Raw genomic sequence first — 20852 nt, 5'->3', positions numbered from 1 at the left:
CCAAAAAAATACCATCACTACGGACGAACTATTTCCGGAAACCAGGTGTCGGCTACTTGGCCAACGCGGACGACCGGACGGGCCGGGAGCGGTGAACCAGGATGTTGCCGCGGCCGGAGAGGGCGTGGATCTCGACGGTCTCGTCGGACGGTTCCGGGCGGTCGACGGCGGCGATCTCGCTGCGCACGGTGCCGTCACCCGAGCGGAGGTCGAGCAGGGCGGCCGTGCCCTCCCGCACGCCGATGTCGAGCCAGCCGGATCCGGTCACCAGCGCCACCGCGCCACGCACGACCTCACCGAGACGGATGTCGGCCGAGCCGGTCCGGGCGTCGACGCTCGCCAGCGCCCGGTCGACGCTGATGGCCCCGGCGGCGGTGGCGAGCCGCACGTCGTCCGCCGCCTCGCCGAGGGCGATCACGCCGCTCGCCGCCTGGACCAGCACCGGGCCGTCGAGCCGCTGGATCCGGACCGCGCCGTTCGCGGTCCTGACCTCGGCATGCCCCCGGCAGCGGCCCACGCTGACGTCCCCGTCGGCGGTGCGCAGCCGCAGGTCGGCGGCCTCGTCGAGGTCGATGCCGCCGCGGGCGGTCTGGACCGTGCAGTCACCCAGACGGCCCGTGGCCTGGACGCCCGTCCCCGCGCTCGCGTCAAGGCGCGAGCCGGCGGGCAGGTCGACCGTCACCTCGACCGCCTCGCCGGTCCCGAACAGCGAACGCAGGCGCCTCCTGGGCGCCCGGATCGTCAGCCGGCCGTCGGAGTACTCGACGGTGGTCTCCCGGGCGGCCTGCACGTCGGCGTCGTGGGCCGCCTCGGCCGGGCGCACCTCCACCACGGTGTCGGCGCGATCGCCCGCCCGGACTCGCAGGCTCCCGACGCCCAACTCGACGACGGCGAGGATCGGTTCGGGGGTGTCGAAACTCGGCATGGTGCAGCTCCTTCTCCAGTGATCGGCCGGGAGTGATCGGCCTTCGTTGATCGGCCCTGTGTCGTCGACCCGACCCCATGCGATCGGCCGGGCCCCGTGACTGGCTAGCGGACCCATCCGCGGTACCGGCGCCCGTGCTGGTCGGCACCCGGCAGCCCGGGGCGTGCGGCTCCGGCGCCGGGGTCGAGCGCGGCGCCGACGGCGCGCACGAGCCAGGCGTTGACGGACAACCCCTCACGCTCGGCCGCCTCGTCGATGCGCGGCCTGAGGTGCTCCGGGACGCGCAAGGTGATCCGCGACGTCCGCCCCTCGTCACCCTCCCCCGCCGCCGGCCCGGTCCCGCCCGAACCGGTCCCCACCAGCCCAGCCCCGGTGGCCACCACCCCGGCGGACGGCGTGACGCCAAACGTGACGTCATCCTCGGCGCGCAGGACCGCCGGCGGCGGCGTCACCACGAAGTCGGCATCGCGGCCACGCAGCCGCACCTCGACCGACCCCGGCGCCAACTCACGGCTGATCTCGTCCGCCGCCGCCGACAACGCCTCCAGCAGGGCAAGCCTGGTGGCCGACTCCAACGGCCCGACGAGCCGCTCGGCCAGCGCACGCGCGTCCGCGCCCCCCACCTCCGCGGCGACGGCGAGCTCCCGGCGCAGCTCCTCCACATACGACCCAAGGTCCATGACGCCAGTATGACGTCATCTAGACGCCAATGGCAAGCCCCGATGACGCCATCAGCTGATGGCCCAGTCCACACCACCCTCTGCTCGCGGCCGGCGCGGGCAGCATCGGCGGCGGATCACCGCGCCGGTCGGGGGCCACTGCGACGGTGCGTCGGTCACGAACCAGTCACGCGGGACTTCGTCGTGCGGTCGGAGCCGCCCAGATCGAGGACTGCCGTTCGGCTGCTCACCGGCATGGGTGGCGAGCATCAGGCACAACCGGTGTGGGAGTTGATGTCTCCTGCCCGGTACCCGGCATGGCTGGCAGCGGGCTGCCCGTGAGCCACGGGGCGACCGCGGTTCCGCGGAACCGCCCCACGGCACCTCGCCAGCCGACAGCGTGGCCGCCCACCGAGCTGCGCTGCAGGATCAACCGGCGGGGTGGAGGCGGATCTGGAGGGCGTCGACGCCGCGGACGGCGAGGTGGGGGCGGTAGGTCGGCTCGGCGACGATCTCCAGGCGGGCGACGCGGTCGAGCAGGGCGGTCAGCATGGTCTCGGCCTCCAGGCGGGCCAGCGGGGCGCCGAGGCAGTAGTGCAGGCCGTGGCCGAAGCCGAGGTGGCGGGCCGCGGGGGCGGACGCCGAGGCGTAGCGGGTGAGGTCGAACCGGTCGGGGTCGGGGAAGGCCGCGGGGTCGCGGTGGGCGGCCCCGGCGACGAGGATGATGCCGTCCCCGGCGCGGAACGCCTGCCCGGCGAGGTCGGTGTCGGTGAGCGCGGTGCGTCCCGTCCACTGGACGGGCGGGTCGTGGCGCAGCGTCTCCTCGATCGCCGCCGGCACGAGCGTCCGATTTGCCTGCAGCGCCGCGTACTGGCCCGGGTCCCGGGCGAGGGCCAGCACGGCGTTCGCGACCAGGTTCACGGTCGTGTCGTAGCCGGCGACGAGCAGCAGGACGCAGATCTCGAGCAGCTCGTCCGCACCGAGCCGGTCGCCCTGGTCCTGCACGGCGATCAGGTCACTGAGCAGGTCGTCCGCGGGTTCGGCGCGGCGGCGGGCGATGAGCGCGGTGAAGTAGTCGGCGAACGCCCGGGTGGCCTCGGTGCGCTGGGCCCGCTCGACCGGGTCGAGGACCTGGTCGGGGTCGAGTCCGCGGGTCAGCGCCGACGCCCAACCGCTGAAGACCTTCTCGTCGTGTGCCGGAACCCCGAGCAGCGAGCAGATGACCCGCAGCGGCAGCGGCCGGGTGAAGGCCTCGACGAGATCGACCTCGCCGCGGTCGACGGCCGCGGCGAGCAGCTCGCCCGCCAGCGCCTCGGCCATCGGGCGGAACCGGGCGATCCGCGCCGGGGTGAACGCCCGGCTGACCAGGCGACGCAGCCGGGTGTGCGTCGGCGGGTTCGCCCGCAGCATCGAGCGCAGGCCCTCGTCCTGATCCGTTACCGGACGAAACGCGCTGGTCTCCATCGGGACGTGGCCCCAGGCGGAATCCTGCAGGACGGCGACGCAGTCGGCGTGCCGGGTCAGCACGCCGATCCGGGCCGGGGACAGCCAGTGGCAGCGGGCCGACTCCCGCAACGTCCGGTAGAGCGGATAGGGATCGCTGCGCCACCGCGGATCGAAGATCTCGCGCGCGCCACCCGTCTGCGCCACGCCACCGACCTCCGCGAAACCACCGGTCTCCGCCACGTCACTGACCTCGGCCACACCATCGACGCTAGGCCGCGTAGACACGACTGCCGCACTCGATATCCGCTTCTTATCGACCGATGCGGAATTCCCGCCGCAGCTGAACCATGCGCGGCCACAACGGGTGGCCTCCGTGCGGTCGGCGCCGGCCATGACACCATTGTCGGGGGCCGGATCGTGGGATCCGGGTGGTCGGCGCCGGATCGTCGGGGCCGGATCGGGGGACTGTGCCATGCCGGCATCTCGCCGTGCGCTGGTCACCGGGGTCGCCGGTATGACGCTTGGCGTCCTCGCCGGCTGTGGAACCGGCCGTTCCGCGGCCGGGACCGGCGGGCCAGGCGCGCCAGGGCCGAGCCGTCCCGCGGCCGGCGCCGACGGGCCCGGGCTGAACGATCGGCCGATTCCCCTGGATCGGCCGATTCCCCTGGAGGCCGGCCTCGCCGCGACGCCGGCCGGGGTGGGCCGCGCCGAGATCGTCGCCCGCTACGGCGGCCTGCGGCCGCGTGCCTGGGCACTGGACCTGCCCGGGACGATCACCCGGCTGCCCGGCGCCGGCAGGACGCTGGCGCTCACCCTCGACGCCTGCGGTGGGCCCGGTGGCAGCGGCTACGACCAGGGACTGATCACCACGTTGCGCCGGTACGGCGTTCCGGCCACCCTCTTCCTCAACTCCCGCTGGATCGCCGCGAACCGGCCCGCCTTCGCCGACCTCGCCGGCGACCCGCTGTTCGAGATCGGCAACCACGGCACCCTGCACCGGCCGCTGTCGGTGTCGGGACGGTCGGCCTACGGCATCCCCGGCACCCGCGATGCCGGCCAGGTCTACGACGAGGTCGCCGGCAACCATGCCACGCTCACCGGCCTGCTCGGCCGACCGCCCCGACTGTTCCGTCCGGGTACTGCGTACAGCGACGACATCGCCGCCCGCATCGTCGGTGACCTCGGCGAGACGATCGTGTCGTTCACGGTGAACGGTGACGGTGGCGCCACCTACAGCACGGCCCAGGTCCGCGCCAGCCTGCTGGCCGCCCCGCCCGGCTCGATCGTGATCGGGCACATGAACCATCCCGGCCGCGGCACCGGACCCGGCGCGGCGGCGGCCCTGCCCCGCCTGCTCGGCGCCGGCTTCCGCTTCGTCCATCTTCCGGCCGAGCTGGAAAGCCTGCGCGCCTGATACCCGCTCCTTATCGACCGATGAGAATTGCCCGGCCCGCAACAAAGAGCCCTTGACCGGCACCGACGCCGGACCCACGATGACGCCGCCACCTGCATTTCTCCGCGCGCATACCCGTGTTCCCGGTACCGCAGGTCCGAGGGACGGAAGGCGCATACGAAGGAGCGGGATTCATGACCACAGCGGAGATCGACGGCGACCGGGTCGACGCCCACCGTGTTGTCGACGCCCACGACGTGTTCGACACCGCCCACCGGATCGATCCCTACCCTCGGTACCGCCGGCTGCGCCAGGCTGGCAGCCCGACCCCCGTCCGGCTGGGCGACGCCGAGGTGACGCTGATGTCCCGGTTCTCGGACTGCGCCGCGGTGTTGCAGAGCCAGGCGTGGGGCCACGGCAACGTCGACCGGCTCAGCCCCTTCTGGGACCAGCAGGCGAGCCTGCCCGGGTCGTTCATCCGGATGGACCCGCCGGACCACCGGCGGCTGCGCACGCTGGTCAACAAGGCGTTCAGCGCCCGGATGGTCGCCGACCTCACGCCGATGATCACCAGCCTGGTCGACACGCTGGTGGACCGCGCGCTCGCCGCCGGCGGACTCGACGTGATCAGCGGCCTGTCCGCGCCGCTCGCCCAGGCGATGGTGGGTCAGCGGCTGCTCGGGGTGCCCGCGGCCGATGCCGAGATGCTGCGTTCCTGGGAGCTGGCCATCGCCCGCGGCACCGACCCCGACGCCCTGCTGTCCGCCGAGGACGCCGCCCGTCGCGACTCCGCCGGCGCGAACGTGGTCGCCTACCTTCAGGACCTCGTGGCGCGCCGCAAGGCGCACCCCGAAGACGACCTTCTCAGCCGGCTCGTCGCGGTGGAGGAGTCCGGCGAGGTGCTCACCGCCGCCGAGGTGCTCGGCATCTGCGTGCTGCTGCTCGTCGCCGGGATGGAGACGTCGATCAACCTGGTCGGCAACGGCATCCTCGCCCTGCTCGCCCACCCCGACCAGCTGGCGCTGCTGCGCGCCCGGCCCGAGCTGGCCCCGTCGGCGGTGGAGGAGATCCTGCGCTACGACACGCCGACCCAGTTCACGATGCGGGTCGCGCTCACCGACACCACCGTCGGCGAACGCCGCTTCCGCCGCGGGGACGGGGCGATCGTGCTGATGGGGTCGGCGGGCCGGGACACCGATGTGTTCGACGGCGGCGAACGCCTCGACGTCACCCGCTACGCCGAGCCCGGCCGCTCGCCGCGCCACCTCGGTTTCAGCCTCGGCCTGCACTACTGCCTGGGCGCGCCGCTGGCCCGGCTGGAGGCGACGACCGCGATCCGCACGCTGGTCGAGCGCGCGCCGGCGCTGTCGCTGGCCACCGACGAGCTGTCCTACCAGCCGAGCCTCATCCACCGTGGGCTGAGCTCGCTGCCCGTCGACCTCTCCCCCGCCGCGGCCTGAACCGGCGAAGGCCGGCGCCGCCCCCGGTCATGGGTCCCGGGGATGGCGCCGGCCTTCCGCGTATCGCGTATCCCGCCTGCCCGCGGAATGTGGAACTCAGGCGGCGTGGAAGCGCGTGGGGAGTTCGGCCAGGCCGCGGATGAGCATGTTCGGCTTGTACGGCGGCGTGTCGGTGAGCAGCTCCATGTCGGCGACCCGGTCCAGCACGCCGGCGAGCAGCAGCTCCATCTCGAGTAGTGCCAGCGGCGCGCCGAGGCAGTAGTGGTGGCCGAGGCTGAACGACAGGTGCCGGGCGATCGGCTTGGAGGTGTGGAAGCGGGTGACGTCGAGCCGCTCCGGGTCGTCGTACACCAGCGGGTCGCGGTTCGCGCACGCGATGAGCGCGACGATCCCCTCACCGGGGGCGAAGACCTCGCCGCCCACGACCAGCTCGCGCTTGGCGGCCCGGGTGTTCATGTGGATGGGCGAGTCGTAGCGCAGCAGCTCGTCGACCGCCGGCCCGATCAGCTCGGGGCGCTCCCGCAGCAGCGCGACCTGGTCGGGGTGGCGGATCAGGGCCATCATCCCGTTGCCGACGAGGTTGACCGTCGTCTCGTGGCCGGCGATGAGCAGCGTCACGCAGGTGCCCAGCAGCTCCTCCTCGGTGAGCCGGTCGCCCTGCTCCTCGACGGCGGCGAGCTGGGTGATCAGATCGTCGCCCGTCGCCTCCCGGCGCCGGCGGGAGACCAGGGCGCGGAAGTACGACAGGAACTCGGGGATGGCGCGGTTGCGCTCGGCGAGCGCCTCCGGCGTCATCAGCACGTCGGGGTCGAAGGCCCGGGCGAGCGCCTGCGACCAGACCTGCACCAGCGGATGGTCCTCGGCCGGCACGCCGAGGATCTCGCAGACCACCGTCAGCGGCAGCGGGTAGGCGATGGTGGCGATGAGGTCGAACTCGCCCTGCCGCAGCGCGTTGTCGAGCAGCTCGTCGACGAGCGCGGCGATGCGGGGCCGCAGCGCCGCCACGGTCCGCGCGGTGAACGCCTTCGTCACCAGGCCGCGCAGCCGGGTGTGGTCCGGTGGCTCCATCCACAGGAACGACGCGGGGAACGCCTCGGCGGGGATGGTCGGGTGGAGCTGGTGGGGCTCGCGGTCGTGGCCCCACTCCTGGCTGCCCAACACCGCCGCGCAGTCCGCGTAGCGGTTGGCGAGCTTGAGGTCGAACGGCCCGGTGTGCAGCGGTCCGGCGGCGCGCAGTTCGGTGTAGATGGAGTAGGGGTCGTGCCGGTTCGCGGGGTCGAACAGCTTCGCGAGCAGCCGGGCCCCCGTCTGCTCGGGGGACGACTCGTTCGGTGGGACGTAGGCCTCGGACGACGCGGGTTGGACGGTGACCATGCTGAGCTCCTTCTACGACTGCTCGTGGTGGGGGACGGCCAGGCGGTCACGGACAGTGGGCGCGGCGGGGGTGATCGCCCGCGGGGCGCCGGGAGCGAGCACCCGGGCGGCCAGCGCCGGGCGCAGCAGCGCGGTGGGCGGCTCGGCGAGGTGGACCACGCGCATGAGGGTCCGGGCGACGGCGGGATCGCGATGTGCGCGGCGCTGCGCGCGGGCCGCGTAGCTCCCGGTAACCCGGCCCCGCAGGGTGCGCCGGCCCGCCACCGCCGGGTAGCGCAGGTCCGACGAGGTCGCCATGTCCCACGCGACGTCGAGGACGGGGCCGACCGCGCGGTAGAAGCGGCCGGGCAGCCCGCGCAGACCCCCGCTCAGGCAGTCGCGCAGGACCAGCGCCTGCTGGGCGGCGACCGTCATGCCCTGCGCGTAGAGCGGGTTGAAGCTGCACAGTGCGTCGCCGATGACCACGATCCCGTCGGGTGGGCGGCGCACGGCCTCGAAGTGCCGCCGCACCGATTCCCGGAACCGGTAGGGCACGGCGTCGGTCAGGGGCGTCGCCGTGCCGATGAGGTCGGCGATGTCGGGGGCCGGCAGCCGCCGGGCGAACGCGCGGAACCCGTCGTCGTCGGTGGGGGGATGCTCGCCGAGCAGGCCCGCGAGGGTGACGATCCAGCGGTCGCCCTCGACGGCGGCCGCGCCCCCGCCGCGCAGGCCCGGGGTGGTGGAGATGATGACGCTGAGGTCGCCGCCGAGGTGCTCGGGGCGACGCTGGTAGATCCGCGAGGCGTAGCCGAGATCCACGGTGACGCGCGACGTCGGCGGCGCCGGGTGCCCGGCGGCGGCAAGCCAGTCCAGCGAACGGGAGTTGCGGCCGCTGGCGTCGACCACCAGGTCCGCGGCGAGCACCGTCGACGCGCCGTCGCCGGCGCCGGCACGGATCCGCACGCCGGTGACGGACTCATCCGCCCCGACGCCGACCAGCCCGATCACCGCGGTCCGCGGCAGCAGGCGGACGCCGGGCAGGGCCGCCGTGCGCCGGCGCAGCTCGCGTTCGAGCAGCGGCCGGCTCGCGAGCACCGACGTCAGCCCGGTGGAGACCGGCCCGACGCGGCGCCCCTGCAGGTACCAGCGCCCGCCGACCAGCGCCTCGCTCGTCGGCGCCCCGGCGGCGACGAGCCGCGTGACCAGGCCGGGGTGCAGCTCCTCGAGGATCTCCCGCCCACGGTCCATGAGCGCGTGCAGGTGCCCGGCCTGTGGCACCCCGCGGCGGGCACCGAGACCGGCGCCCAGACCGGAACCGAGATCGCCCGTGTCGCCGGTGCCGGGCAGGTCGTCACGGTCGAGGACGCTGACCCGGTCGAAGGACTCGCTCAGGACCCGCGCGGCGAGCAGGCCGGCGATCCCCGCCCCGAGGACGACGGCATGCCCGGAGTGCGGTGTCGAGGTCGATCGGTCAGAGGTCAAGGGTCAGCCGCTCCGAACGCGCCCGCGAGACGCAGATCATCATCGTGGTGCCGGTGGCCTGCTCCTGCGCCGACAGCACCGAGTCCCGGTGGTCGACCTCGCCGTCGAGCACGGTCGTCTCGCAGCTCGCGCAGGTGCCCTCGCGGCACGAGGAGGGGACGTCGAGCCCGGCGCGGTCGAGCGCGTCGAGCACCGACTGGTCGGCCCGTACCCGCACCAGCCGTCCGGAGCCGGCCAGCAGTACGTCGAAGGCCCGCTGCTCGGCGTCGTCCGCGCCGTCCGTCGGGCGGGGGCGGAACCGCTCGATGTGCAGGCTGCCGACGCCGCGGGCGGCGAACGCCCGCTCGGTGGCCGCCAGCAACGGCTCCGGCCCGCAGCAGTACAGCCGCGAGTCGTCGGCGAGCTCGGCGACGATGTCCTCGACGGGCAGCAGGCCCTCGGTGTCCTCGGGCAGCACACGCACCCGCTCGGAGTGGCGGGCGAGTTCGGGCAGGAACGCCATCCGCCGCCGCGCCCGACCGCCGTAGTACAGCCGCCAGTCGGCGCCGCGGCGCTCCAGCTCGTGCAGCATCGGCAGCAGCGGCGTGATCCCGATGCCGCCGGCGACCAGCCGGTAGGACCCGCCGGCCACCAGCGGGAAATTGTTTCGCGGGGCGCCCACCTCGATTTCCGTGCCCGTCACGACCTGTTCATGGAAGTAGCGCGACCCGCCCCGGCTTTTCTCCTCCAGGAGCACCGCGATTCGCCATGACCGGGTATCGGACGGATCACCGCACAACGAGTACTGGCGGATCTCCCCTCCCGGTACCCGAATATCCACGTGGGCGCCCGGAGCCCAGGTGTCGAGAGCCTCTCCTTGCGGGTCCACCAGCACGACTACCAGCACGTTCTCTGCTGCCAGGGTCGCGGTGTCCACCCGCAGGACCGTCCAGCGAGATACCGAACTCACCGTCAAACCGTCGCATGCCAGGCATCGGGTGAACAGCGATCAATACAACGGCAATCACCCCATCGAAAACGTCGATGGCCGACGACCGAACGCGCGGGACACGGCAACAATGACCCCGCACGCAGCACTTTTATACCGGTGGGAGCAACCGTGAGCGAGACAATCGTCAGGCCCTCCGAAGCATCGAGTCCGCCGGATCCCGTGCTGTTGGCGGAACGCACCGCGCGGTTCGTCCGCGACGTCGTCGTCCCCGTCGAACGCGAGATCGTCGTCGACGGCCGCCGGATGGACGACGCGCTGCGGCTGGAGCTGGTGGCGGCCGCCAAGGACGCCGGGGTGTTCGGCCCGCTGTCGCCCGTCGAGTACGGCGGCTTCGGCCTGGACTTCCGCGGGCAGGCGCACGTGCTCATCGCCGCGGGGGCGAGCCTCGTCGGGCCGCTGGCCCTGCACTGCTGGGCCCCGGACGACGGCAACATCCACCTGCTCGCCGACGCCACCACCCCGGCCCAGCGCGAGCGCTACCTGGCGCCGCTGGCCGCCGGCGAGGTGCGTTCGTCGATCGCGATGACCGAACCGGCGCCCGGCACCGGATCCGACCCGAGCATGCTGCGCACGCTGGCCACCCGGGTGCCCGGCGGCTGGTCGATCACGGGCGCCAAGCACCTCATCACCGGCGCGGACGGCGCCGCGTTCACGATCTGCGTCGCGCGCACCGACGCCGGCCCCACGATGTTCCTCGTCGACGCGGACAACCCGGGGATGCGGGTGGTGCGCCGGATGCCGACGCTGGACTTCACCAGCGCCCCCGGCGGCCACTGCGAGGTCGCCTTCGACGACTGCCGCGTCGACGACGACGCCGTGCTCGGCGAGGTCGGCCTGGGCCTGGAGTACGCCCAGGCCCGGCTGGCCCCGTCCCGGCTGACGTTCTGCATGAACTGGCTGGGCCTCGCGGTCCGCGCGCACGTGCTGGCCGCCGAACACGTGCTGGGCCGCCACTCCTTCGGCGCCCCGATCGCCGAGCACGGCATGGCGCAGGCCCTCGTCGCCGACAACGAGATCGACCTCGCCGCCGCCCGCGCCCTCGTCCACGCCACCGCCGCGACCCTGGACCTCCAGGGCGCGACCAGCTCGGCGGCCCGCCACGACGCCGCCATCGCGAAGACCTTCGTGTCCGAGGCGGTGTGGCGGGTGCTGGACCGGGCGGTGCAGCTCTTCGGCGGGCTCGGCGTCTGCGAGGACCACCTCGTCGCCCGCTTCCTCGTCGAGGCGCGCGCCTTCCGCATCTACGAGGGCCCCTCCGAGGTGCTGCGGGCCTCGGTGGCACGGCGGGTGTTCCGCCGCCTCGGCTAGTCCGGTCGATCTTGGTGTTCCGCGGAACCGCGCGTCGCGTCCCGGTCCGGGCTACGACTGTCCTGGCTGCGATCGTCCTGGCTGCGAGCCGACTCTCGTGATCATGGTGTTCCGCGGAACCGCGTCAGGCGATCCGTGCCCATCAGCGGCATGTCCATCAGCGGTAGGAGACCCAGTGAGCAACCCGTCAGTTCTGAGCCCGGCAGCACCCGGATTCGCGGTCTTCGCCCAGCCGGGGAACGCCGTGGACTTCGCGCACATCCGGCGCATGGCGAACACGGTGGTGCCGTTCGGCGCGTTCGTCGGCGTCGAGGTGACGGAGGTCGACGCTGACCACGCGGTCGTGGAGATCCCCGACCGTCCCGAGCTGACCAACCAGTTCGGCACCGTGCACGCCGGCGCGCAGTTCCTCGCCGCGGACATCGCCGGGGCGTGCGCGTTCGTGGGGGCGACGGCGGCCCGGATCGCCGACGTGGAATGGCTCGTCGTACGCGACAGCTGGTCGTCGTTCCGCCGGCCCGCCCGGGGCCTGGTGCGCGCCGTGGGCACCGTCGACGAGCGCGCGGTGCGCCAGGTGCTCGCCGCCGGCCCCGGCGAGCGCGTCGACCTCGACGGCAAGGCGGTGCTGCACGACGCCGCCGGCGCGCTGGTCGCCACCTTCCGCTTCGCCTACGTCGCCGAACTCGCCGCCCCGGCCGGCGCCCCGGCCGCCCCGTGACCGGCCCGACGCCCGGGACGGCGCCCGGCCCGACAAGCGGCCCGACAAGCGGCCCGGCAACCGGCCCGACAACCGGGACGACAACCGGCTCCGCGCCGCCGCGCCGCTCGGAGTTCTCGGCGTTGGAGGCGCTGCGGGTCGACAGCGTCGGGGGCGTGTCGTTCGTGCTGCGGGTGCTCCCCCACGCCGACCCGGACGCGCCGGTCGTGCTGATCCTGCCCGCGATGGCGCTCAAGGCGAAGTTCTACCTGCCGATCGCGCGGGCGCTGCACGCGGCGGGGCTGTCGGTGGTGACGACGGACCTGCGCGCCCAGGGCGAGTCGACGCCCGGCCTGCACGACCAGCCGACCTTCGGCTACCGCGAGCTCATCGAGGTCGACCTGCCGCGGGTGCTGGCCGCCGTGCGGACGCGGTTCCCCGGGTCGCGGCCGTACCTGTTCGGGCACAGCCTCGGCGGCCAGATCGCCCTGCTGCACGCCGCCGCCGCAGCGGCCGAGCAGCGCCACGGGACCGCCGACGGCGGGATCGCCGGTGTCTGCGTCATCGGCACCGGGACCGTGTACTGGAAGGCGTTCGGCTTCCGCCGGTGGGCGGAGGCGCTGTACTCGATCCAGACGATCGGCCTGGTCGCGCGGGTGCGTGGCTACTGGCCGGGCGGCATGCTCATCGGGGGCGCCATGCCCGGGCGGGTGATGACGGACTGGGCCCGCCACTCCCGCACCAGCCGCTACCGGCCGCACGGGACGACCCGTGACTACGACCGGCTGCTCGCCGAGCTTGACCTGCCGGTGCTGGCCATCTCCCTCGACGACGACCGGTTGGGACCGAAGTCGAACGTGGACTTCCTCTGCCGCCGCATGCCCAGAGCCCGGCTCGACCGCTGGCACATCACCGCCGCCGCCGGTGTCGCCCACCGCGATCACTTCGCCTGGACGAAGGATCCCGCCGTCATCGGCCCGGCGGTCGCGGCCTGGATCCGCGACCGCCGCCGACCCGAGTAGCCGGCCCGATCAGCCGAAAACCTCTCGCGCGATTGGAACCGCCAATCGGGGGCGGTCACCGACATATTCGTCGCGATCCGTTCACCAACGATTCACCGAGACCTGCTGAACTGCATCTGCCCGTCGACACGGAATTAATCGACACGTATACGGACCGGGTGCCGGGAATTCACCCGGCCAGAGACAACCCGGTCCGGCACTGGTCCGGCCCCGGCGCGCGCAGGGACATAGAACAGCTTGTTTGGCAGATGCCGCCGGATCCGAGGGGGGAACCAGTGAGCCGCATTACCGTCGAAAACGTCACGCGCCGCTATGGTGACGTGCGGGCGGTCGACGGGGTGAGCCTCGACGTCGCCCACGGCGACTTCCTGGTCCTGCTCGGCCCCAGCGGCTGCGGGAAGTCGACGCTGCTGCGCATGATCGCAGGTCTGGTTCCGCCCAGCGACGGCCGGGTGCTCGTGGACGGCAACGACGTCACCGAGACCCCGGCCCGCGACCGCGACCTCGCGATGGTGTTCCAGAGCTACGCGCTTTACCCGCACCTGACCGTCGAGCGCAACATCGGGTTCCCGCTGCGCGCCCGTAAGCAGCGCAAGGCCGACATCCGTCGCCGCGTCGCCGAGGTCGCCGACATCCTCGACCTCGCCGCGCTGCTCGACCGCCGGCCGCGGGAGCTTTCCGGCGGCCAGCGCCAGCGGGTGGCCCTCGGCCGCGCCCTGGTCCGTGACCCCGGCGCCTTCCTGATGGACGAGCCGCTGTCGAACCTGGACGCCCAGCTGCGCACCGCGACCCGCACGGAGATCACCGAACTGCACCGCCGGCTCGGGCGGACGTTCGTCTACGTCACCCACGACCAGGTCGAGGCGATGACGATGGCGACGTCGGTCGCCGTGCTCAACCGCGGCCGCCTGGAGCAGCTCGGGACGCCGACCGAGGTGTACGACGCCCCGGCGTCGGCGTTCGTCGCCGGGTTCCTGGGCTCCCCGCCGATGAACCTGCTCGACGCCGAGATCGTCAGCCGCGACGGCCGGCTGCACGCGGTCGCCGCGGGCGTGGACGTTCCCCTGGGTCAGGGTGAGCCGGGCGACCAGGTGCAGCGACCCGCCATCCTCGGCGTCCGCCCGGAGCACCTGAGCCTGCGGCCGGCGTCGAGCGACGGCACGCCGCCCGAGGCCGGCGCCCCGAACGGCGCCGTCCCCGACAGCGCCGCCCCCGCGGCGGCGCTGCGCGGCACCGTACGCACGATCGAGAACCTCGGCAGCGAGGAGATCGCCCACTGCCGCGTCGGCGCGGCCGAGGTGGCCGTGCGGGCCCGCCGGCCGGCCGGCTTCACCGTCGGCCAGGCCGTCGTCCTCACCGTCCGCCCCGAGCACACCCACCTGTTCGACCGGGAGTCGGGACGCCGGCTCGTCTGGCAGCCGGACCGGGACGCCCAGATCCCGGCTGCCCGTGTCCCCGTCGCCACCTGACGTCACCCGTCTCGCACGCCACCGGCCCCGCGCATCGCCGGGCGCCCACCACAGCTCACCCGCTCGCACCGTCACCTCGCCGAGGAGCAGCACGTGAAAAGACCGTTCGCCCGGAGATCGTTCTCCCTGGTGGCCCTGTCGGCCGCCACCGCTCTGTCCGTCCTGGCCGCCTGCGGCTCGCCCGGCGGCGGTGGCGACGACGTGGCACCGAAGGCCACCAGCAAGATCCCCGAGCTCGGCAAGGACCAGAAGGTCTCCATCGTCTTCGAGAGCTACAACTTCGGTCAGGCCGGCGCCTGGACCGACACCTTCAACGAGCTGATCGGCAAGTTCGAGAAGGCGCACCCGAACATCCACGTCACCGCGCAGAAGCCGCAGGGTTCCAGCCCGAACCCGGCCACCGACACGGTGTCGAGCCTGCAGAGCCAGATCGCCGCCGGCTCGCCGCCGGACGTCGTCCAGCTCGGCTTCAGCGACCTCGACTTCGCCATCCACTCCCTGAAGGTGAAGTCGCTGGACGACCTCGTCGGCAAGGACGCCGTCCAGGCGAACTTCGACGGCGCCAAGTACCCGTACGCCAAGACCGCGCGGACCCTCGGTGACTGGGACGGCAAGACCTACGGCGTGCCGTTCGTCTTCTCCACCCCGGTGCTGTACTACAACGCCTCCATCTTCCAGCAGGCCGGGCTCGACCCGGCGAAGCCGCCGAAGACGTGGGACGAGGCGCGCGCGGACGCCAAGGCGATCGTCGACAAGACCGACCACGACGGTGTGTACCTCGACTGCCTCACGAAGATCGCCAAGGACTGGTGCTTCCAGAGCCTGGTGCGCTCCAACGGCGGACGGGTGATCTCGGAGAACCGCACCACCCTGACCTACGCGCAGCCCCCCGCCGTCCAGGCGGTCCAGATGGCCCAGGGCCTGGTCAAGGACGGTCTGACCCCCGTACTCGGCCAGAAGGAGGCCTACACGAGCTTCGCCGCCGGCAACGTCGGCATGATCCTGGAGACCAGCTCCGTCCAGGGCACGTTCGTCAAGGGCGCGAAGGGCAAGTGGGACCTGCGCGCCGCGGAGATGCCGAGCTTCGGGGCGAAGCCGACCGTCCCGACGAACTCCGGCGCGTCGCTGTTCGTGCTCTCCAACGACCCGGCCAAGCAGCGCGCCGGCTGGGAGCTGATCAAGTTCCTGACCAGCGAGGACGCCTACAAGACGATCTCCACCAAGATCGGCTACCTGCCGCTGCGGACCGGCCTCGTCGATGACCCGAACGGCCTCGCCGACTGGGCCAAGGCCAACCCGCTGGTCGTGCCGAACATCGCTCAGCTCGACCGGATGGAGCCGTGGATCTCGATTCCCGGCGTCAACTACATCCAGGTCCGTGACGGGATGATGGAGGCGGTCGAGAAGATCGTCTACCAGGGCGCGGATGCGCAGTCGACCCTGACCGCCGCCCAGAAGCAGGGCACGGCACTGCTACCGAAGGCGTAATCCGATGACCACGACCGGACCGGCCGAGCTGACCCTGATCCAGGTGAGCGACACCCACCTGCTGCCAGCCGGCCAGCTGATGCACGACCGCGTGGACACCTTCGCCCTGCTGGAGACGGTCGCCGCGACGGTGGCGTCCTCGACCGGTCCGGTCGCTGGGATCCTGCTCACCGGCGACCTCGCCGACGACGGCTCCCCCGCCTCCTACCGGCGGCTGCGCCAGATCATCGACCCGCTGGCGGCCACGTTCGACGCGCCCGTCGTCTACGCGATGGGCAACCACGACGAGCGGCTGGCCTTCCGCGCCGAGCTGCTGGGCGGCGCCGGCGTGCCCGTCGGCCTCGACGGACAGGCCGGCGAGTGGTCGACCGACCATCCCTGCGACAGCGTTCACCTGGTCGACGGCCTGCGCCTGGTCGCCCTCGACTCCACCACGCCGGGCCGCCACGACGGCTGGCTCACCGACGCCCAGCTCGCCTGGCTGGCCGACGTGCTGGCCACCCCGGCGCCCCGCGGGACCCTGCTGATCGTCCACCACCCGCCGCTGCCCTCGCCGGTGCCGACCGTCCACCTGCTGCGGCTCGCCGCCGCCGAGCGGCTCGCCGACGTCGTCGCCGGCACCGACGTCCAGATGATCCTCAGCGGGCACGCCCACCACGCCGGCGCCGGCGCGCTCGCCGGCATCCCCGTCTGGGTCAGCCCCGCCCTCGCCTACGACACCGACCCGCTGCCGCCCGACGGTCGGCTGCGGGGCCTGCTCGGCGGCGGTTTCAGCCGGATCGACCTGATCGACGGCCAGTTCGTCGCCACCGCGATCCCGCTGTCTCCCGCCGGTCAGGTCTACGACAACGACCGGGCCGAGAGGCTGGAGTTCATCCGCAGCCTCACCCCGCAGTCCACCCCGGGCTGAGCGGGATGTTCGTCGAAGTCGCTCCCCCCACGCTGCCGGCGCCGATGGTGGCGCCGGCAGCGGCCGGGGGCCGGCGCCGGACCGCCCGGCGCCTGACCCGCCGCCTCGGCCGCGGCGTCGTGCCCTACCTGTACCTCGTCCCGGCGTTGGGCATGCTGATCGTCTGGATCTACCGCCCGTTGGTGGAGACGGCGAACTACTCGTTCTACTCCTGGAACCTGTCGCCGACGCAGCCCGCGACCCCGGTCGGCTGGCACAACTACCACCGCCTGTTCACCCTGCCCGAGCTGGGCGGATCAGTCTGGCGCACCCTGTTGATGATCATCGGCCTGCTGCCGTTCACGATCGTCATCCCGGTCGTGGTGGGGCTGCTCTCCCGCGAGGTGCGGGGCCGGGCGCGCAGCGTCTACCAGGCGCTGATCTTCCTGCCGTTCCTGGTCGCGCCGGTGGCGAGCGCCGCGGTCTGGCAGTGGCTGCTCAGCCCGCGCACCGGGGCGGTGAACCGGGCGACGGGCTCGTCGGTGAACTGGTTCCACGAACGGTGGCCCGCCCTGATCGCGATCACCGGCATCACCGGCTGGCACGTCCTCGGGTTCGCCGTGGTCGTGGTCGCCGCCGGCCTCGCCTCGATCAACGGCGACTACGCGGAGGCCGCCTCCGTCGACGGGGCGTCGCGCTGGCAGATCACCCGCTGGCTGACGCTGCCGCTGCTGTCCCCGACGCTGATGTTCCTGCTGCTGTCCACGGTGCTGCTGTTCGCGCCGCAGTGGACGTTCCCGCTGATCGACACCCTCACCCAGGGCGGTCCGGTCGACGCCACCACCAACGTCTACTACCTGCTCTGGGAGTACGGCATCCAGAGCTTCGACGCCGGCCTCGCCTCGGCGGCCGGAGTGGTGTTCTTCCTCGGGTTCGGGCTGGTGGCGGCGGTGCTGCTGTGGATCTCCGAGCGTGTCACCATCCACGACGACTGAGAGGGCGCCCGTGACACTCGCCACCGAACCGTCGGTGTCCGAACCGGCGCCGCCCGAGGGCGCCGGCGGCGCCGGCGCGGGAGCCGGCGTTCCCGCGCCGGGCGGCGCGCCGGTGACCAACTTCGACGCTCCGCAGATGCCGGGGGGCCGGTCGAGGACGCGCGTCGTCGTCGGTCATCTCACGCTGGCCCTGCTGGGCCTGGCCTGCGTGTTCCCGATCTACTGGCTGTACGCGACGTCGCTGCGGCGACCGAACGACGTCTACGAGGTCACCCCGCTGCCGTGGCCACTGTCCGTCGACAGCTACCGCACGGCGATCGACGAGGTCGACGTCCTGCGGCTGCTGGTCAACACCACCGTCGTCGCGGTGCTCACGGCGCTCGGCCAGCTCCTGACCAGCCTGCTCGCCGCCTACGCCTTCGCCGCCTGGAACTTCCCGCTCAAGCGGGTGCTCTACCTGGCGTTCGTCGGCAGCTGGCTGGTGCCGTTCCAGGTCGCCATGCTGCCGAACTACGTGCTGCTGCACCAGCTCGGGCTGCTGAACACGCTGTCCGGGGTGATCGTCCCGAACATCGTCTCCGGGCTCGGCGTGCTGCTGCTACGCCAGCACCTCGACAGCTTCCCCAAGGAGCTGCTGGAGGCCGCGCGGATGGACGGCCGGTCGTCCTGGTCGACGCTGTGGATGGTGGTCGTGCCGAACCTGCGCGCGGCCCTGGCGGCGTTGGGCATCCTGCTGCTCGTCAACTCCTGGAACGAGTACTTCTGGCCGGCGCTGGTCCTGCAGCGGCACAACGACGTGCTACAGCTCGGCATCCGCAGCTTCATGAGCGCCACCGAGGGCGACGACTGGGGCCCGCTGACCGCGACCGCCGGCCTGGCCTGCCTGCCCATCTTCGTGATCTACCTACTGCTGCAGCGCCACGTCGTCAGCGGCTTCGTCCGCTCCGGCCTGCGCTGAGGACCCGTGCCGCGCGGGGGCGGGAACCCGACTCCCACCCCGCGCGGCACGTCCACGTCCACGTCCGCCTTCGCGTCCGCCGTTCCCGGGGGCGGTTCCGCGGAACCGCGATCGCTGCAGGGGCTTCTGCCTCCGGAGCCCGGTCCTCACGACTTCCCCGCGATCAGGACGGGGGCGAGGCGAGCGATGGTGTGGTGCCAGCCGGACCGAGCGCCGTCCTGGGAGGATGGCGGCATGGAACGTGTGCAAGGCATCGGTGGCTACTTCCTGCGGGCCGTCGACCCGGCGGCCCTGAGTGCGTGGTACCGCGACTGCCTGGGCCTGGACGCCGACGACAACGGCCTGTGGCACCAGACGGCCGGGCCGACGGTGTTCGCGACGTTCGAGCCCGACACCGACTACTTCGGGTCCCGCAACCAGCAGACCATGCTCAACTTCCGGGTCCGCGACCTGGACGCGATGCTCGCGCAGCTTCGCGCCAAGGGTGCCGACGTGGCCGCGCAGACGCAGGACATGGCGGGCGTCGGTCGCTTCGGCTGGGTCACCGACCCGGCGGGCAACCGGATCGAGCTGTGGCAGCCCACCTGACCACGTCGTCCTCACGCGGGCGGCGACGCGCGCTGGTGACCCACCGGGCTGTCGCCGTGAACCTCGCTCAGGCGCGGGCAGCACGCTCGTCACTCTGAGCCGACGCGGCGCTGTGAACCATGCCGCGCTGTGAACCATGCCGCGCTGTGAACCATGCCGCGCAACGGATCACGCGACTCTGTGGATCATGATGGGTTTTCTGTCGGTGGCGGGTGGGACGATGGCCCGGTCCGATGATCGACGACACCCCTGGCCCGGTGATCATGATGATGGCAACAGCGGCAGCTCCTGCTCCGAAGTCCTCGACCTTCCCGCCCGTTCTGGAGGTGGACGTCGAGACGGCCCCGTTGGGGGAGGTGGAGGAGGTGATCTGCCGCTGGGCGGGGCGGATCGCGGCGGCGACCTGCGGTTGGCTGACGGCGTTGGCGGCGTTCGACCGGCGGGAGGGCTGGTCCGGGATCGGCATGGGGTCGTGCGCGCGCTGGCTGGCCTGGCGGTGCGGGCTCGGTCTGCGGACCGCACGGGAGCATCTGGCCACCGCGCACGCGTTGGAGCGTCTCCCCGCCCTTCGTGCCGCGTTCGCCGCCGGCACGCTGTCGTACTCCAAGGTGCGGGCGGTGACCCGGGTCGCGGAGCCGGCGACCGAGCAGACCTGGTTGACCCACGCCCGTTTCTGCAGCGCGGGCCAGATCTCTCCCGAGGAGGGTGCCCGGCTGATCGCGGCACTGGACGCGGCCCGGGCAAGCCTCGAGGACACCACCCCTCCCCCTGCGGGCACCAGGACGAACGACGACGCGGCCGGCGGCGGTGGTGGTGCGGCAGGCGACAGGGCGGCAGGCGACAGGGCGGCAGGCGATGGCGAGGCGGACGGGGCCGGGGTGGAGGCACTGCCCGCGGACGGAGAGAGGGTGACCACGTCGCGGGACCGGCAGCGGGATGCCGATGCGCTGGTCGCCCTGGCCGAGGGCTTCCTCGATCGGCCCGCGCCCGGCCTGACGACTCCCGGCCACACCCTCACGGTGCACCTCACCACCCGCCCCGACAGCAACGCCCAGCCCGGCGTGGAGGGCGATGCCAGTGCCCCGGACGTGAACGACCGTACTGCGGGCGACGCCGCCGGGCTGCCGGCGACACCACTGATCGGGATCGGAGCCTGGGCCGGGGTTGACGGCGGGATCGGACTGTCCCCGCAGGTCGTGCAACGGCTCGGCTGCGACGGGATGATCCGCGCATTGCTCACCGACCCCGACGGCAACCCCCTGCATCTCGGCCGCCGCCAGCGCCACCCCGGCCCCCGACTCCGCGACGCCGTGTACGCCCGCGACCAGGGCCGCTGCCAGTACCCCGGCTGCGGACACACCCGCTGGCTCCAGACACACCATCTGACCGACTGGGTCGAGGGAGGCGACACCGACATCGACCGGCTACTCCTGCTCTGCACGGCCCACCACCACGCCATCCACGACGAGCACATCCACCTCGACCGCACCCCGGACGGCACCGTCACCGCCCGGATCCCCGACGGCCGCGCCCTCACCGACGGCCCACCCATCCTCCCCGGCCCCGAACCCGCCACCATGCTCGCCCGCGCCACCCGCCACGTCACCGCCACCGCCATCCACACCGAGGACGGCGGCCGACTCAGCCTCCTCGACTCCATCCACGCCCTCCTCAACCCCTGAGGAGCGAACCGCGGGGCCGGTTCCGCGGAACCGTGGAACCGAAGGGC

Annotated in this window: 18 protein-coding genes; 12 read left to right on the top strand and 6 right to left on the bottom strand. The window is 72.9% G+C overall.

All coding sequences use genetic code 11. The features are described 5' to 3' along the window. Window positions 1-52 precede the first annotated feature (52 nt). From FRAAL_RS14065 to FRAAL_RS14055, 3 genes are all read right to left on the bottom strand, one after another. Window positions 53-925, bottom strand: coding sequence for a DUF4097 family beta strand repeat-containing protein (locus FRAAL_RS14065; RefSeq protein WP_041939310.1), 873 nt, complete (start codon window positions 923-925; stop codon window positions 53-55). 104 nt (window positions 926-1029) lie between these two features. Beyond that, the gene (locus FRAAL_RS14060) at window positions 1030-1605 is read right to left on the bottom strand and encodes a YlcI/YnfO family protein (protein ID WP_011604365.1); all 576 of its coding nucleotides are present in this window, start codon (window positions 1603-1605) and stop codon (window positions 1030-1032) included. 408 nt (window positions 1606-2013) lie between these two features. Then, window positions 2014-3288, bottom strand: coding sequence for a cytochrome P450 (locus FRAAL_RS14055; protein ID WP_157892094.1), 1275 nt, complete (start codon window positions 3286-3288; stop codon window positions 2014-2016). Between the two features lie 256 nt (window positions 3289-3544). Here FRAAL_RS14055 and FRAAL_RS14050 point away from each other — a divergent pair, with 256 nt between their 5' ends. Both FRAAL_RS14050 and FRAAL_RS14045 read left to right on the top strand, forming a co-directional pair. Then, window positions 3545-4444, top strand: a complete 900-nt coding sequence (locus FRAAL_RS14050; RefSeq protein WP_011604363.1) for a polysaccharide deacetylase family protein — start codon at window positions 3545-3547, stop codon at window positions 4442-4444. 173 nt (window positions 4445-4617) lie between these two features. Next, window positions 4618-5883, top strand: a complete 1266-nt coding sequence (locus FRAAL_RS14045) for a cytochrome P450 (RefSeq protein ID WP_041939308.1) — start codon at window positions 4618-4620, stop codon at window positions 5881-5883. 96 nt (window positions 5884-5979) lie between these two features. Here FRAAL_RS14045 and FRAAL_RS14040 read toward each other — a convergent pair whose 3' ends face one another. The 3 genes from FRAAL_RS14040 to FRAAL_RS14030 are packed head-to-tail and all read right to left on the bottom strand — an operon-like array spanning window position 5980 to window position 9667. After that, complete coding sequence (locus FRAAL_RS14040; RefSeq protein WP_011604361.1) at window positions 5980-7257, bottom strand: cytochrome P450; 1278 nt, start codon at window positions 7255-7257, stop codon at window positions 5980-5982. Window positions 7258-7269: 12 nt separating this feature from the next. Continuing rightward, the gene (locus FRAAL_RS14035; protein ID WP_011604360.1) at window positions 7270-8718 is read right to left on the bottom strand and encodes an FAD-dependent oxidoreductase; all 1449 of its coding nucleotides are present in this window, start codon (window positions 8716-8718) and stop codon (window positions 7270-7272) included. After that, window positions 8708-9667, bottom strand: a complete 960-nt coding sequence (locus tag FRAAL_RS14030; RefSeq protein WP_231861646.1) for a PDR/VanB family oxidoreductase — start codon at window positions 9665-9667, stop codon at window positions 8708-8710. The genes FRAAL_RS14035 and FRAAL_RS14030 overlap by 11 nt, the downstream gene beginning before the upstream one ends. A gap of 150 nt (window positions 9668-9817) precedes the next feature. On the opposite strand from FRAAL_RS14030, the gene FRAAL_RS14025 reads away from it, so the two are divergent. The 10 genes from FRAAL_RS14025 to FRAAL_RS13980 all read left to right on the top strand — a co-directional run bounded on the left by FRAAL_RS14025 (window position 9818) and on the right by FRAAL_RS13980 (window position 20805). Then, a complete protein-coding gene (locus FRAAL_RS14025) occupies window positions 9818-11017 on the top strand; it encodes an acyl-CoA dehydrogenase family protein (RefSeq protein ID WP_050997121.1) in 1200 nt (399 codons plus the stop codon). A 175-nt stretch (window positions 11018-11192) separates the two neighbouring features. Beyond that, window positions 11193-11735 (top strand): PaaI family thioesterase, encoded by a 543-nt coding sequence (locus FRAAL_RS14020; RefSeq protein WP_063822635.1) that lies wholly within the window; start codon window positions 11193-11195, stop codon window positions 11733-11735. 122 nt (window positions 11736-11857) lie between these two features. Continuing rightward, the gene (locus tag FRAAL_RS14015) at window positions 11858-12736 is read left to right on the top strand and encodes an alpha/beta hydrolase family protein (RefSeq protein ID WP_011604355.1); all 879 of its coding nucleotides are present in this window, start codon (window positions 11858-11860) and stop codon (window positions 12734-12736) included. A gap of 275 nt (window positions 12737-13011) precedes the next feature. After that, entirely contained in the window at window positions 13012-14205 is a 1194-nt protein-coding gene (locus FRAAL_RS14010; RefSeq protein WP_041939306.1) for an ABC transporter ATP-binding protein, read from the top strand. Between the two features lie 93 nt (window positions 14206-14298). Then, the gene (locus tag FRAAL_RS14005; protein WP_011604353.1) at window positions 14299-15693 is read left to right on the top strand and encodes an ABC transporter substrate-binding protein; all 1395 of its coding nucleotides are present in this window, start codon (window positions 14299-14301) and stop codon (window positions 15691-15693) included. Window positions 15694-15697: 4 nt separating this feature from the next. Next, a complete protein-coding gene (locus FRAAL_RS14000; protein WP_011604352.1) occupies window positions 15698-16603 on the top strand; it encodes a metallophosphoesterase in 906 nt (301 codons plus the stop codon). Between the two features lie 5 nt (window positions 16604-16608). Beyond that, complete coding sequence (locus FRAAL_RS13995; protein WP_041939305.1) at window positions 16609-17577, top strand: carbohydrate ABC transporter permease; 969 nt, start codon at window positions 16609-16611, stop codon at window positions 17575-17577. A gap of 10 nt (window positions 17578-17587) precedes the next feature. After that, entirely contained in the window at window positions 17588-18535 is a 948-nt protein-coding gene (locus FRAAL_RS13990) for a carbohydrate ABC transporter permease (RefSeq protein ID WP_231861645.1), read from the top strand. A gap of 234 nt (window positions 18536-18769) precedes the next feature. After that, window positions 18770-19123 carry a VOC family protein gene (locus FRAAL_RS13985; RefSeq protein WP_041939304.1) on the top strand — a complete coding sequence of 118 codons (354 nt, stop codon included), beginning with the start codon at window positions 18770-18772 and terminating at the stop codon, window positions 19121-19123. Between the two features lie 233 nt (window positions 19124-19356). Next, window positions 19357-20805: an HNH endonuclease gene (locus FRAAL_RS13980; protein ID WP_050997120.1), complete on the top strand. Its 1449-nt coding sequence runs from the start codon at window positions 19357-19359 to the stop codon at window positions 20803-20805. The last annotated feature ends 47 nt before the right edge of the window (window positions 20806-20852 follow it).

The sequence above is a fragment of the Frankia alni ACN14a genome (genome assembly GCF_000058485.1).
Classification (GTDB): domain Bacteria; phylum Actinomycetota; class Actinomycetes; order Frankiales; family Frankiaceae; genus Frankia; species Frankia alni.
This window is presented reverse-complemented; position numbering and strand designations above follow the sequence as displayed.

Bases quoted from the DNA above. Each gene is read 5' to 3' on its own strand.
- FRAAL_RS14065 (WP_041939310.1), bottom strand. From the start codon at position 925: ATGCCGAGTTTCGACACCCCCGAACCGATCCTCGCCGTCGTCGAGTTG.
- FRAAL_RS14060 (WP_011604365.1), bottom strand. From the start codon at position 1,605: ATGGACCTTGGGTCGTATGTGGAGGAGCTGCGCCGGGAGCTCGCCGTC.
- FRAAL_RS14050 (WP_011604363.1), top strand. From the start codon at position 3,545: ATGACGCTTGGCGTCCTCGCCGGCTGTGGAACCGGCCGTTCCGCGGCC.
- FRAAL_RS14045 (WP_041939308.1), top strand. From the start codon at position 4,618: ATGACCACAGCGGAGATCGACGGCGACCGGGTCGACGCCCACCGTGTT.
- FRAAL_RS14040 (WP_011604361.1), bottom strand. From the start codon at position 7,257: ATGGTCACCGTCCAACCCGCGTCGTCCGAGGCCTACGTCCCACCGAAC.
- FRAAL_RS14000 (WP_011604352.1), top strand. From the start codon at position 15,698: ATGACCACGACCGGACCGGCCGAGCTGACCCTGATCCAGGTGAGCGAC.
- FRAAL_RS13995 (WP_041939305.1), top strand. From the start codon at position 16,609: ATGTTCGTCGAAGTCGCTCCCCCCACGCTGCCGGCGCCGATGGTGGCG.
- FRAAL_RS13985 (WP_041939304.1), top strand. From the start codon at position 18,770: ATGGAACGTGTGCAAGGCATCGGTGGCTACTTCCTGCGGGCCGTCGAC.
- FRAAL_RS13980 (WP_050997120.1), top strand. From the start codon at position 19,357: ATGATCGACGACACCCCTGGCCCGGTGATCATGATGATGGCAACAGCG.